This window comes from Cereibacter sp. Soil_C_27 (genome assembly GCF_057657095.1).
In genome coordinates this window covers 81,434-94,685 of record NZ_JBDGJD010000002.1, presented here as the reverse complement: position 1 = coordinate 94,685, position 13,252 = coordinate 81,434, and the positions used below count along the sequence as shown (strand labels likewise).

At 66.8% G+C, this 13,252-nt stretch carries 10 protein-coding genes, 1 pseudogene and 1 other annotated feature; of the genes and pseudogenes, 5 read left to right on the top strand and 6 right to left on the bottom strand.

The features are described from left to right. Positions 1-8: 8 nt before the first annotated feature. The gene (locus tag AC3A5Z_RS07355; protein WP_487518733.1) at positions 9-803 is read right to left on the bottom strand and encodes a COG3904 family protein; all 795 of its coding nucleotides are present in this window, start codon (positions 801-803) and stop codon (positions 9-11) included. Next, positions 800-2,125 (bottom strand): hypothetical protein, encoded by a 1,326-nt coding sequence (locus AC3A5Z_RS07350; RefSeq protein WP_487518732.1) that lies wholly within the window; start codon positions 2,123-2,125, stop codon positions 800-802. Before AC3A5Z_RS07350 ends, AC3A5Z_RS07355 begins: the two co-directional genes overlap by 4 nt. 186 nt (positions 2,126-2,311) lie before the next feature. Here AC3A5Z_RS07350 and AC3A5Z_RS07345 point away from each other — a divergent pair, with 186 nt between their 5' ends. The 3 genes from AC3A5Z_RS07345 to AC3A5Z_RS07335 all read left to right on the top strand — a co-directional run bounded on the left by AC3A5Z_RS07345 (position 2,312) and on the right by AC3A5Z_RS07335 (position 5,666). Next, positions 2,312-2,482, top strand: coding sequence for a hypothetical protein (locus AC3A5Z_RS07345; protein ID WP_487518731.1), 171 nt, complete (start codon positions 2,312-2,314; stop codon positions 2,480-2,482). Positions 2,483-2,595: 113 nt separating this feature from the next. After that, positions 2,596-3,141 (top strand): biliverdin-producing heme oxygenase, encoded by a 546-nt coding sequence (locus AC3A5Z_RS07340; RefSeq protein ID WP_487518730.1) that lies wholly within the window; start codon positions 2,596-2,598, stop codon positions 3,139-3,141. Then, a complete protein-coding gene (locus AC3A5Z_RS07335) occupies positions 3,138-5,666 on the top strand; it encodes an HWE histidine kinase domain-containing protein (protein ID WP_487518729.1) in 2,529 nt (842 codons plus the stop codon). The genes AC3A5Z_RS07340 and AC3A5Z_RS07335 overlap by 4 nt, the downstream gene beginning before the upstream one ends. A 5-nt stretch (positions 5,667-5,671) precedes the next feature. Here AC3A5Z_RS07335 and AC3A5Z_RS07330 read toward each other — a convergent pair whose 3' ends face one another. The 3 genes and pseudogenes from AC3A5Z_RS07330 to hisD form a co-directional block, all read right to left on the bottom strand. Beyond that, positions 5,672-7,612: an acyltransferase family protein gene (locus tag AC3A5Z_RS07330; RefSeq protein WP_487518728.1), complete on the bottom strand. Its 1,941-nt coding sequence runs from the start codon at positions 7,610-7,612 to the stop codon at positions 5,672-5,674. Between the two features lie 251 nt (positions 7,613-7,863). Continuing rightward, positions 7,864-7,919, bottom strand: a sequence feature (sul1 is cis-regulatory element that is thought to sense ions involved in sulfur or methionine metabolism; They are found in Alphaproteobacteria). A 172-nt stretch (positions 7,920-8,091) separates the two neighbouring features. Beyond that, positions 8,092-8,846, bottom strand: a pseudogene (locus AC3A5Z_RS07325) (SDR family NAD(P)-dependent oxidoreductase). Continuing rightward, a complete protein-coding gene (gene hisD / locus AC3A5Z_RS07320; protein WP_487518727.1) occupies positions 8,843-10,153 on the bottom strand; it encodes a histidinol dehydrogenase in 1,311 nt (436 codons plus the stop codon). Before hisD ends, AC3A5Z_RS07325 begins: the two are co-directional and overlap by 4 nt. Positions 10,154-10,311: 158 nt before the next feature. Here hisD and AC3A5Z_RS07315 point away from each other — a divergent pair, with 158 nt between their 5' ends. Together AC3A5Z_RS07315 and AC3A5Z_RS07310 are read left to right on the top strand one after the other, a co-directional pair. Further along, positions 10,312-11,295 carry a LacI family DNA-binding transcriptional regulator gene (locus AC3A5Z_RS07315; protein WP_487518726.1) on the top strand — a complete coding sequence of 328 codons (984 nt, stop codon included), beginning with the start codon at positions 10,312-10,314 and terminating at the stop codon, positions 11,293-11,295. A gap of 112 nt (positions 11,296-11,407) precedes the next feature. After that, positions 11,408-11,659 carry a DUF6894 family protein gene (locus AC3A5Z_RS07310; protein ID WP_487518725.1) on the top strand — a complete coding sequence of 84 codons (252 nt, stop codon included), beginning with the start codon at positions 11,408-11,410 and terminating at the stop codon, positions 11,657-11,659. A gap of 40 nt (positions 11,660-11,699) precedes the next feature. On the opposite strand, the gene AC3A5Z_RS07305 is transcribed toward AC3A5Z_RS07310, so the two are convergent. After that, positions 11,700-12,362 (bottom strand): LuxR C-terminal-related transcriptional regulator, encoded by a 663-nt coding sequence (locus AC3A5Z_RS07305; RefSeq protein WP_487518724.1) that lies wholly within the window; start codon positions 12,360-12,362, stop codon positions 11,700-11,702. Between the last annotated feature and the right edge of the window lie 890 nt (positions 12,363-13,252).

The following is a 13,252-nucleotide window of genomic DNA, read 5'->3' as shown; positions in this document are numbered from 1 at the left end:
CTGCCCGCCTAGTCCACCACCTCGGTGGCCATGGCGTAATCGGTCAGTTCCTCCTCGACAAGGATGTAGATGTTGTCGGGCGGCGTGATCAAAGCCTTCGACATCAGCCTGAGGTCGATGCCCATCTCGTCGAGATAGTCCAAGACCTCGCCCTGCCCGCGCTGGATGCTTTCCACTGCAACGAAGGCAGGCAGCAGGGTGTTTTCGCCAAAATAGTGCTGATGCACCCCGACCATCGCCCGGCGGCTCACCTGCCGCGCGACGCCGGAGGCGAGGATGTAGGGGCAGGCCGAGAAGCAGGCCGCCCCCGGCTGCATCACGGTATCCCAGCCCGCCTCGCGGATCGTCCGCCCGATGGCCAGAGCATCCCCGACCGAGCCGCCGGGGCTGTGCAGCGCGATGAGCGCCGGTGCGCTGTCGCGGCTGGCGAGATAGTCGGCGAAGCGCTCGCCGTCGCCGGGGGCGATGGACCCCTCCAGAAGCACGGCATTCTCCACCTCGCCGATCTGCGTCGCGGTGAAGCTGAGCCGGGCCGGCACCTGATCGCTGCGCGGAAACTCGGGCCCGGCGGGCTGTTCCTGCGGCAGGTCGCGCGGGCTGAAGCGGCGGGTCTGGTCGCCCGGGCGCACCGGCACCTCGGCGGGCGGCGCGCGGTCGGGGCCGTTCCAGAGACCGGGGGCGATCCGCTGGAAATCGCCGAAGACGATCAGCCCGGCGAGGCCGATCTGCAGCGCCAACATCGCCTGCAGCACCCGCCCCGAACGCGAGACGCGGGGCCGCCTCTGCTGAGCCTCGTCGCTCACCGACGCGCGCCGAAGATCTGCGATGGCGGTTCCGCCTCGGGTTCGGGTTCGGCAGGCGGAGAAGTAGCGGGCGCGGCAGGGGCGGCCTGCGAGACGAGCGGCGTCTCGCCGTGACGGTCCATCTCGCGCAGCGCGGCGAGGGCGGCGCGGATCTCGCCCAGCGTCATCGTCTCTTCCGGCGCAGTGGTGCCCCGATCCTGCCGGATGGCGGCCTGCGCCACCATCATGATCAGCACCAGCACGGCGGGCAGAAGGTCGATGGCAATGGCCCCGGCCCAGGAGGGGATGAAATCGCGGGCGTAGCGCAGCACCGCATCGGCGGTGGAGATCGGCGTGTAGGTGATGTCGTCGGGCGTGGGCATCGCCAGCACATCCTCGGCGGCCTCCTCCAGCGTGCGGGCGCGCTGGCCGAGCAGCGTCAGGACAGAGTCGATGGTCGACTGCTGACCGCTGCGGATCAACGCGGTCGAGCCGTCGAGCTCCGGCAGCACGACCGAGGCCGACAGATCCTGCGCCGCCCGGGCCACCAGCGGCGCCACCGACAGTTGCCGCAGTCGGGCAATGAGACCGGCGAGCCGCACCGACTCCTCGGCGAATTCGACCGAGCGCTGCTCGACATCGCCGCTGGAGGCGGTCAGGGTGCGCATCCGGCTGAGGATCTCGTTGCCCTCGGAGAAGGCCTCCTCGACCAAGGGTCCCTGCCCCGCGATCTGCGCTTCGAGCACCGCAAGCTCGTCGGCCTTCTGGGTCAGCACCCGGAAGACAGCGCCGCGCCCCGCCGTGCCCGACAGATCGCCCGTGGCCTCCTGCGCCGAAAGGTCCTGAAAGCTCTGCCGTGCCCGCGCCACGTCAAGCCCGAGCCCCTGCGCGGCCACGGCGACGCGGTTGGCCTGCTCCAGCCCGTTCTGGTAATCCTGCACCGTCAGCGCCAGATGCTGCTCCACCGCCGCCGAGCCAGCCAGCGCCGCCGCGTTGAGCCAGCTCGACATTGCGACGATGGCGAGCGAGCCGAGCGCCATCGACAGGAACAGCCCGAGCCGCGCCGAGGCGGTGCGCATCGCGGGCAACAGCCGGATCAGGTAGCTCCAGAACACGAAGATCGCGACCGAGACCGCCAGCGAATAGGCGACGGCCGCGAAGAAGGACATGGCACCCTCGTCGCTCAGGAGCGAGGAAACCCCGAGATAGGTGTAGATCCCCGAGGCGACGGAAAGCACGCCGAGCGCCATGGGCGTGAAGATGTCGAGCGCCTTCAGATGGCCCTCGATCTCGCGCGCGGATTGCAGGCCCCGGGCTTCTGCCTGCGTCGGTCTGTTGGTCATGCGATGGATGCTCCCGGAGCGCTGCCGGACGTCGGCGGGGCTGATCCGGCGAAGATAAGGGCGCATCCGCAAGACACCAAATGCCAAACCCGTGAAGCGGAACCGAAAATGGACTGTCCCGCCGTTGGTTGGAGGAACCGGCGGCGTCTTTGGGGCGTTGCGGGAGACAAGACAGGGGAGGTCTCGATGGATGTTGCTCTGAACCTTATCCAACCTGCCGCGGTGTTCATCGTCTTCGGCATCCTGCTGCTCGTCTGCATCTACGGTTGGTTCACCTCGACCCTCCGCTACATGAGCCGCCCGACGACCTTCTGCTGGACGCCGGAGGCACCGACCGAGGGCGACCGCCCGTCCTGAATGCACGGGACGGGTTGGCTTTCGGGGGAAAATCCGCATTTTGGCGGAACCTTTTGCGTGCCTGCACGTTGGAACACGCTGCCGATCCCTCTGCGCGACGATGCGAGACCCTTTTGATACGAAAACACCTTCAGGCCGCCACGCGCGATCTGCATGACCTCCTCGACGACCATGTCGGAGATTTCCGCAACGAAGCCGCCTACCGCGCCTATCTGGTTGGCACCTACCGCTTTCGCGCCGCGCTCGACCCCGCCCTCCGCCGCCTGCGCGGGCAGAGCTGGCGCATCGTGCCGCTGGGCATCCATCTGCAGGCCGATCTGGCCGATCTGGAGATGGCCTGCCCCGCCCACGCCCGCTTTCCCAGCCTCGCCACGCCTTCCGCCGTCGCAGGGGCGCTCTACGTGATCGAAGGCTCAGGTCTCGGGGCGCGGGTGCTGGCGCGGCGGGCGGCGCTGCTCGGCTTCGACGGCGGCTTTGCGGCGCGGCATCTGGCGCGGCAGTCGGACGATGCCGAACGCTGGCGGCGCTTCCTGCTCTGGCTCGAGGCGGCGGAGCTGGATGCCGAAGCGTCCGAGGCCGCGGCGCGCGAGGTCTTCGCGCTGGCAGTCACCTCCTATGGCGCACGGGCCGTGGCGACGGCGGATGCGAGCTACGCATGACGCCGGCCACCCCAACCACCGACCTCACGAATTGCGATATCGAACCGATCCACATCCCCGGATCGATCCAGCCGCACGGCTGTCTTCTCGCCTGCGATGCCGCGGCGCGGCTGGTGCTGCGCCATTCGGCCAATGCCCCCGCCGTGCTCGGCCTGCAGGGCGATCCGAACGAACGCCCGCTGGCCGAGGTGCTGGATCACGAGGCGGCGCATCGGATCGCCAACGCGCTGTCGATGACGCCCGAAGGCCAGCGTCCCGGGCTCGTCTTCGGGCTGGAACTGCCGGGAGGGTGCTTCGATCTGACGGTGCACCGCTATCTTGGCCACACGATGCTGGAGTTCGAGCCGAGCACCAGCAACCCGGGCAGCACGCTCAGCACGGCACGCGCAATCATCGACCGGCTGCGGATGCTGCCCACCGCCGAGAAGCTGGTGCAGCGGGCGGCGGGGCTGATCCAGGCCCAGCTCGGCTACGACCGGGTGATGATCTACGAACTGGGATCGGACGGCGCGGGCAAGGTGGTGAGCGAGGCCAAGACCTCGATGCTGGAGAGCTTCCGCGGTCAGTATTTCCCGGCGAGCGACATTCCGAAACAGGCGCGCACACTCTATCTCAAGAACCCGATCCGGATGATCGGCGATGCGAGCTACAGGCCGATCCCGATCCTGCCGGTGCTCGACGGCTCGGGCGAGCCGCTCGATCTGTCGCATGCGCATCTGCGCAGCGTCTCGCCGATCCATTGCGAGTATCTGCGCAACATGGGGGTGGCCGCCTCGCTGTCGATCTCGATCATCATCGACGGCCAGCTCTGGGGGCTGATCGCCTGTCACCACTACACGCCCCGGGTGCTGCCGATGGCCGACCGGGCCGCCGCCGAGATGGTGGGCGAGTTCTTCTCGCTGCATCTCGACTCGCTGCGCCGCAGGCAGGCGCTGGAAGCGGCACAGGTGGCGCGGCGGTCGCTCGACGACCTGCTGGTCGATGCCAGCCGCAACGAGGATATAGGCACCGCCCTGCGCAACCGCCTGCCCCGGCTGGCCGAACTGGTGCCGTCGGATGGGGTGGCCCTGTCTTTCAACGGCGCATGGTCGGGCTACGGCCTGACCCCGCCCGAGGAACAGGCCGGGCCGCTTCTGCGGCTGGCGCTGACCTCGCCTGAAGGGCAGATCCGCGCGACGCATCACCTTTCGGCGCTGCTGCCGCAGGCCGAGGAGCTGACCGCCGAGATTGCCGGGGCTCTGATCATTCCGCTGTCGCAGCGGCCGCGCGACTTCCTCATCTACCTGCGCCGCGAGGCGGTGCAGACGCTGGACTGGGCGGGCGACCCGAACAAGACCTACGAGAGCGGCCCTCTGGGCGACCGGCTGACCCCGCGCAAGAGCTTCGCCATCTGGAAGGAGATGGTTCAGGGCAAATCGGCGCCCTGGTCCGAGAGCGACCGGCAGTTCGCCGAGGAGATCCGCCGCGCCGTGGTCGAGGTGCTGCTGACCAACAGCGAGCTTCTGGCCGACGAGCGCGAACGCGCCGCCGTGCGGCAGCGGGTGCTGAACGAGGAGCTGAACCACCGGGTCAAGAACATCCTCGCCATCATCCGCTCGCTGGTGAACCAGCAGCCGCAGCAGGGCGAGACGCTGGACAGCTATGCCGAGACCCTGCGCGGACGGATTCAGGCGCTGGCGCTGGCGCATGATCAGGTGGTGCGCAGCGATGGCGGCGGCAGTCTGGCCGATCTGATGATGGCCGAGCTCGGACCCTATGCCGGGCAGGACGGGCGGGTGCGGCTCGACGGGCCGGCGCTGACGCTGGATGCGCGGGCCTATTCGGTCATGGCGCTGGTGCTGCACGAGTTGGCGACGAATGCGGTGAAATACGGCGCGCTCTCGACCGAGGGCCGGCTCGACGTGCGCTGGGAACTGGCGCCGGGGGGCGCCTGCGTGATCCGCTGGCAGGAAAGCGGCGGGCCGCCAGTGCGGGTGCCGACCCGGCTCGGCTTCGGCACGGCGCTGATCGACCGCTCGATCCCCTTCGATCTGGGCGGGCAGGTGAAGGTTGACTACGCCATCTCGGGGCTGCGCGCGGAGCTGACCCTGCCGCCGCGCTTCATACAGCTCACCCGCGCGGCTGCGGCCGAACCCTCGCGCCCCGCGCTCGAGACGCAGCGGGGCGATCCGATCCTGGGCAAAAGGGTCTTGCTGGTCGAGGATCAGCTGCTGATCGCCATGTCGCTCGAGGCCGATCTGCAGGATCAGGGGCTCGAGGTGGTGGGCATCGCGCCGAATGCCACGGTGGCCCTCGCGCTGATCGAGCGGACGAAGCCCGACCTCGCGGTGCTCGACGTGAACCTCGGCGACGACGAGACCTCCTTCGTGGTGGCCGAGGCGCTCAACTCGCGGCAGATCCGCTTCGTCTTCGCCACCGGCTACGGCACCAGCTTCAGCCTGCCCGAGACGCTCTCGCATGTGCCGGTGGTCAGCAAGCCCTATGACGTGGCCGAGGTGATGGCCCGGCTGCGGCGCCAGACCTGACCCCTTCAGGAGCGGCCCTCTCCCGCCAGCGAGGCTGCGAACCACCGCTGCACCTCGGGCAGCGCCACCACGCGATGCGCGCCGTGGTGGGTGAAATGCTGGAAGTCCGACAGGATGAGCCGCCCGCCCTCGACGAAGTAGCAGCGCCCGTCGCGGCACATCGCCCGATGCGCCTCGACCTGCGTCAGCCCCGTCAGCCTGACACGGCGCAGCACGTCGAAGGCCACGGCATTGGCCTCGGCGAAGTCCGCGTGGCTGACGGAATAGTCGCGGATCGGCTGGCGGGTCTGGTTGTAGTAGCGCCCCGAAGCCTCGAGGATGCGCTTGCCGGCATGGGGATGCGGCATCAGCATCAGCACCGGCGCGCGCAGGCCGGCAAGCGTCGTCGCGATGTCGGTCGCGATGGCGTCGCGTTGCGCCTCGGTCAGTTCGGGGATCGGCGCACCGTCGTAATGCGTCTCGCGCCCGAAATCCGGCCAGGAGGCGGCGGTGACCACCAGATCGACGCCGATCTCGCGCAGGTGCTGCGTCGCCCGCTGCATGTAGTCGGCACAGGCGGCGGCGACATGGGTATCGGGGATGGTGCGGACCGCCGGAAGGCACATGCCGTGGGTCAGCTGGTGGATTTCGACATCCTGCCCGCCCAGGCTCTCGATGATGGCGGGCGCGAGGCTTGCCGCGATGGAGTCGCCGAGGATGGCCACCTTGGTGCTGCCCTTGCCGAAGACGCAGCCCTCGGTGGGAAAGCTGACCGGGCCGTCCGTGACCTGAAAGAGGCAGCGATGGCTCCAGCCGCCCTCGGCGAACTGGCGCTGCACCTCGCCCGGCAACCGCTGCGGCAAGCCGCCCGACCCGGTGAGCAGCACTCCTGTCCCGGCCAGCCCCAGCGAGCAGGCTACCGCCCCCGCCAACATCGCCTTCGGATGGCGAAAGGCGATGCCGCCCTTGCGGCGGAACGGCAGCTCCACGAAGCGCCAGCTCAGCCAACCCAGAAGCAGCGCCGCCAGCGAGAGGGCGAGGAAGACCGGCTGGCCCGGCTCCTCGAAGCTCTGCAGCCGGGCAAAGGCGAAGAGCGGCTGATGCCAGAGATAGGCGCTGTAGCTGATGAGGCCGATCCCGACCAACGGCCGCAGCGCCAGAAGCCGCCCGACCAGCGTCTCGCGCGTGGCGAAGAGCACGATCAGCACCGCGCCGCCCACCGGCAGCAGGGCATAGATGCTGGGCATCGGCGTCCATTGGTGGAACTTGGCCACCGCGACGCCGATCATCGCCAGCCCCAGAAGCGCCAGCGCCCCATTGCCGCGCGGCGTGCGACCGAGCAGCAGCAGGGCGCAGATCGATCCGGCCAGCAGCTCCCAGACCCGGGCCGGCGTCAGGTAGTAGCTGACCGGCGGCCCGAGCCAGCGCTGCCCCTCGGCGAGCGCGAGGCTCACAGCCGCCAGCGCCGTGACCAGCCAGAAAAGCCGCGGCATCCCGAGCCGCCAGGCGAAGATCATCAGCAGGGGGAAGACCAGATAGAACTGCTCCTCCACCGCAAGGCTCCATGTGTGCAGCAGCGGCTTCATCGATGAGTCGGTCTCGAAATAACCGCCCTCGATCCAGAGCTGGATATTCGAAACGAACAGCAGCACCGCGACGACGTTCTTGCCGAAATCGGCCAATTGCGCCGGCAGCATCAGGAGTGAGGCCACCGGAATGCAGAGGAGCAGGAGGGCAAAGAGCGCGGGCAATATGCGGCGGGCGCGGCGGATATAGAAATCGGCGAGGGAAAAGCGGCCTTGCGCCAATTCGGTCGCGATGATCGTGGTGATCAGATAGCCCGAAATGACGAAGAAGATGTCCACGCCGACATAGCCGCCGCTGAGCCAGGAGATATTGGCGTGATAGAGAATGACCGGCAGCACCGCCACGGCACGCAGGCCATCGATTTCCGGCCTGTAGAACATGGAAATACCTCAACAGAACGGGGGCTTGCGCCTCCCGGTCCGTAAAATGACGAGGAACGCGCCAGAATGGCGCGCAAATGGATTTCAGCGGCCGAAGGGCCGTCGCAAATGGAATGGCGGAAGCAACACTTGGCGCTTGTTGCGCCGTGTCGTCCTCAACAGACCTGTTTGAGCGTCATCATGCTTTGCCCATACTCTCTCCGATCCACGCGTTGCGATCATCGGAATGTTTTCGACCTGGGGCGTCGAAAAGTTGTCCGGCGGATCGGCGGCCGGAAGAGCCACCCGGAATTTCACCGGGTCCTGATGAATATAAAGATGGTATCAAGCGTGGGATATCTGGCAATCGAATTGACTTCAAGAAGACGTGACGGTCGCCATGCGTGTTTGAAAGCGGAAATTTCGCTTTTTGCGTGTGGAGCACACGACGGTTCGAGCGCTGAAGGGAGGAAGCTGCGGCCCCCTCCCCCGCGTGACCCTCAGTCCGCCGTCCAGCCGCCGTCCAGCATCAGCGCCGACCCGGTCATCAGGGCCGAGGCGTCGGAGGCGAGGAAGACCGCCGCGCCGGCCACGTCCTCGATCTGGCCGAGGCGTCCGAGCTTGATCTTGCCCAGCACCTCGGCGCGGAAGGCCTCGTTCTCGAAGAAGGGGCGGGTCATCGGCGTCTCGATGAAGGTGGGGCAGATCGTGTCACCCGGATGTTCTGCGGCCCGAGCTCGACCGCCAGCGCCTTGGTGAAGCCCTCCAGCGCCCATTTCGACGCGCAGTAGAGCGTGCGGTTGGCTGCCCCGACATGGCCCATCTGCGAGGACATGTTGATGATGGACCCGCCCTTGCCGGCGCGGCTCATGCCCCGGGCCACGCTCTGCGCGGTGAAGACCGCGGCGCGCAGGTTCAGGCCGATCACCGCGTCGAAATCCTCCTCGCTGACCTCGGCGAGCGGTTTGGGGCGGTTGGTGCCCGCGTTGTTGACGAGGATGTCGAAGGCGGGCTGCTCGTCCATGGCGGCGGCGAAGCCCGCGCGGTCGGTGACGTCGAGGGCGAGCCAGTCGGCCCGGCCCCCTGCCGCCTTGATCACCTCGGCCGCCTCAGCGAGCTCGGCGCCCGAGCGGGCGCAGAGCGTGACTGCGGCCCCGGCGGAGGCCAGCGCCTCCGCCACGCCGCGCCCGATCCCGCGCCCGGCGCCGGTGACGAGCGCGCGCTTGCCCGTGAGGTCGAAGCGCGCGGCGATCACGTCGCCGCCTCGCCGTAGGGCACGTTCACCCCGCCATAGCGCCGCACCCGGACATTGGCCTGTTCGGCATGGCCGACGAAGCCCTCGAGGATGCAAAGCCGCGAGCAGTAGCTGCCGATCTCGGCGGCGGCGGCATCGGTGGTGATGCGCTGGTAGCTGTGCGTCTTGAGGAACTTGCCGACCCAAAGCCCGCCGGTATAGCGCCCGGCCTTCTTGGTCGGCAGGGTGTGGTTGGTGCCGATCACCTTGTCGCCATTGGCGACGTTGGTGCGCGCCCCGAGGAACAGCGCGCCATAGCTGGTCATCTTCTCCAGAAACCAGTCGTCCCGGTCGGTCATCACCTGCACATGCTCCGAGGCGATGTCGTTGGCCACCGCCAGCATCTCGTCATAGCTGTCGCAGAGGATCACCTCGCCATAGTCGCGCCAGCTGACCGAGGCGGTGTCCGCGGTGGGCAGGATCTTCAGCAGGCGCTCGATCTCGGCCATGGTGCCTTCGGCCAGCTTGCGCGAATTGGTCACCAGCACGGCAGGGCTGTTGTAGCCATGCTCGGCCTGCCCGAGCAGGTCGGTGGCGCAGAGCTCGGCATCGACGGTCTCGTCGGCGATCACCATGGTCTCTGTCGGCCCGGCGAAGAGGTCGATGCCGACCCGGCCATAGAGCTGACGCTTGGCCTCGGCGACGAAGGCATTGCCCGGGCCCACCAGCATATGCACCGGCTCGATCGTGTCGGTGCCCAGAGCCATGGCGCCGATGGCCTGAATGCCGCCGAGAACGTAGATCTCATGCGCCCCGCCCAGATGCATGGCGGCGATCACCGCCGGATTGGGCTCGCCCTTGAAGGGCGGGGTGCAGGCCACGATGCGCGGCACGCCTGCCACCGCCGCCGTCGCCACCGACATATGCGCCGAGGCCACCATGGGGAACTTGCCGCCCGGGACGTAGCAGCCGACCGATTGGACCGGGATGTTCTTGTGGCCGAGGATGACGCCCGGCAGGGTCTCCACCTCGATGTCGAGCATGGAGTCTCGCTGCGCCTGCGCGAAGTTGCGCACCTGCTGCTGGGCGAACTTGATGTCCTCCAGCTCGCGCGGCGTGAGCTTGGCGATCAACGCGTCGATCTGATCCTGCGTCAGGCGGAACTGCTCGGGGGTATAGCCGTCGAACTTGGCGCTGAGCTCGCGGACGGCGGCATCGCCGCGCTCCTCGATCTCCTTCAGCGTCGCCTCGACGACGGCGCGAGTCTGGGCGTTGTCCTGGCTCTTCTCGGCCTCCGACTTGCCGCTCTTCAGATGGGTGATGGTCATGCAAGATCCTCCAAATCCTGCGGGTGACGATTTGCCAGGAGGGCCAGTTTGCGCAAGTCCCGCGACAGGCGTTGAAATATTTTCAAGATCTGCATCGCTCTCGGGTGCACTCGCCGCGAAAGCCCGTTAGCTTCGGCGGATGGCGCTGGGGAGGGGGCATGGCAAAGATCACCGCACGGCATCTCGCAGCCCATACCGGCGTCTCGCTGGCGGCGGTGTCGCGTGCCTTCCAGCCGGGCAGCTCGCTTTCCGACGAGAAGCGCAAGCGGGTGCTCGAGGCGGCGGCGAAGCTCGGCTACAAGACTCCCTCGGGCCGCACGCTGAGCCGGATCGCCACCGGCACGATCAGCCTCGTGGCCGGTGATCTGACCAACCCCTTCTACCCCGTGGTGCTGGAGGAGCTGTCGCAGCGCCTGCACGAACGCCGCCGGAAGCTGGTGCTGCATGCCATCCCGCCCGGAGGCTCCATCGATCTGGTGATGCAGCAGGTGATCGACTACCGCGCCGATGCCGCCATCGTCACCTCGGCGACCATGACCTCGCAACTGGCCAGCGCCTGCCGGCGGCAGAACCTGCCGGTGGTGCTGTTCAACCGGGTGCAGCCGGATGCGAGGATCACCGCCGTCACCTGCGACAACTACGGCGGCGGCCGGATGGTGGCGCAGCATTTCCTTGCCACGGGGCGGCAGCGGATCGGCTATGTCAGCGGGCTGCGCAATACCTCGACCCATCTGGAACGGGCGCGCGGCTTTCTTGACGTGCTGGAGCAGCATGGCCGGCAGCCGTTCTGCGCGGCCTCGGGCGAGTTCTCCTACATCCAGGCCCGCGATGCGGTCCGCCCGCTGCTGCAGGCGGAAATCCCGCCGGATGCGCTGTTCTGCGAGAATGACGTGATGGCGCTGGCGGTGATCGACACGGCACGCGAGATCGGGCTGCGCATTCCCGAGGATCTGGCGGTGATCGGGTTCGACGACATCCCGCAGGCCGACTGGGCGGGCTATCGGCTCACCACGGTGCAGCAACCGCTGCGCCGCATGGTGAACGAGACGCTGGACCTCATCGACCTCATCCTCTCCGGCCAGGGCAGCGACGGCACCATCCGCATCTTGCCCGTCAGCCTGATCGAACGCGGCAGCGCATAGCGTCGATCAGCCAGCGGCCATGGACGAGATGAGGCCGTCCTACCCATTTTTCCGGAGGCTGCCGCACAAAAGCCTGCTAGGGTCCGGGGCGGCAGTATCGGCAGTGATAGTCATGGTCACACGGTATTTCTTCCACCTCGTTGACAGCCAGAACGTCATTCGTGACGACCGTGGGGCCCTTGCGACGGATCTGGCCGATGCCCACCGTGTCGCGGCGGAAATCATCCGGGAATTCCGGATCGAGCAGGCAACACGCTTCGATGACTGGAAGGACTGGCGGCTGGTGGTGATGGATGAATCCGAGAACTTCGCCCTGATCATCCCGCTCGCGCCCAATGCACAGACCCCGTCCTCCTTTCATTGAGGCCGGGGTCCGGCGCCCCCTCGGGCGCGAGCAATGACCGTCAGTTGGGCAGCATGCAGTCGAGATCGGCAGTTTCGGAAGAGAAGAGATAGGCGACCTCGGTCCGGTTGCGGGCCTTGAGTTTCTTCATGATCGCCCGGACATGAACCTTCACCGTGCTCTCGCACATGTTCAGCTCATAGGCGATGATCTTGTTCGGCTTGCCCTGCCGGATCGCCTCGACCACCTGCAGCTGGCGCCCGGTCAGGAAGCCCTGCCCCTCCGAGGCCTTGTGCGCATTGTCGGGCAGCGAGGACAGGAAGCTCGCCGGAACGAAGGTGCCGCCTGCGCAGACGAGGTGCAGTGCCTGCACCGCGATTCCGGTCGAGACGCTGGTCGGGATGAAGCCCTGAATGCCGACCTTCAGCAGGTCGAGGATCTGATGCCCCGGCCGCTCGTTCGACTGCACGACGATGGGAACGGCGGCGAGCGGATCGCTGGCCGGGATCGCCAGCTCCGACAGGCTGCCCGGCAGCCGCGCGCCATCGGGCACCGAGAGCAGGATCACGTCAGGCAGCACCCCCTGCCCCGTCCGCAGCCAGTCCCTCAGGCTCGGAGTGGAGACCACCCGCATATGCGCACTCGTCTCGACGAAGCCTTCGAGCAGGTGACGCAGCATCGGGCGGGGATCGACCACCAGGACCAGCGGCGCCTCCGCATCCATCGCATTCTGCAATCCTTCAGTTTCAATTTCGGAAAACGGTGCAATTCGAGAAGATGTCATCGAAAAAATCCCCCAGATATAGGCCTTCCTGATAAAACCCTAGTCCCGTGCGGCTTGTCAGATCAAGCCCACAGGCGTAATGCTTACTGCGTAGGGGGGTAAGGTCGCACGCGCCCCCTTCGTGATACCGCACCACGCCAGACGGCAATCCTAACGGACATGCGTCTTTCGGCGGCGCGGCATCTGCGTGACGCAGCCGCCGAAATTGATCATTTTGATCGGATGCGGGGAATTGTCCGGTGGATCGGGCCAGCATCGCGTGGTCTTCGCAAGGTATGTCCGCGCGGCGGTGACGCTCGTCGGCAGCCGTTGCGGGGACAGGATCAGCTGGCCCCCATCTGGCACCATTTTGTTACTGCCATTGCAGGACGCTCTGCCGCGCGGGACGGTTTCATGTGCAGCGGCAGGAGCGCGGGAACAGCAATAAAAAAAGGCGCTATACTCACGGATTCCGTGCCCGTGCTTCGATGATCCCCGGGCGGGGACGGGGCACGAAATTTGTGTCCGACGGCAGCGCGGAGAGTTTTCTCCAAGGCAAAGCCTGGGGTCCATCTCCGCGATCTCGGGCCTGGAGAGGGGCATCAGGGTCTCCATCAAGACCTTGCGGAACAAGCAGATTGCCCAAGTCTTGCGCAGCCGCATCTGCGCTGCACTATCAACATGACCATCAGCGATATTAAACCTGTATACGATATGTTTAATTTTATCTTGATTTTAACCGCGGTTTTTTTGGCTCTAAAACTAGACGAGATGCAAAAATTCAAGCGCAGGTTTAATGGCAAGGAAACAATTCAATTCGCGCTCACAGCCTATTAAACTGGCAGAGGAAA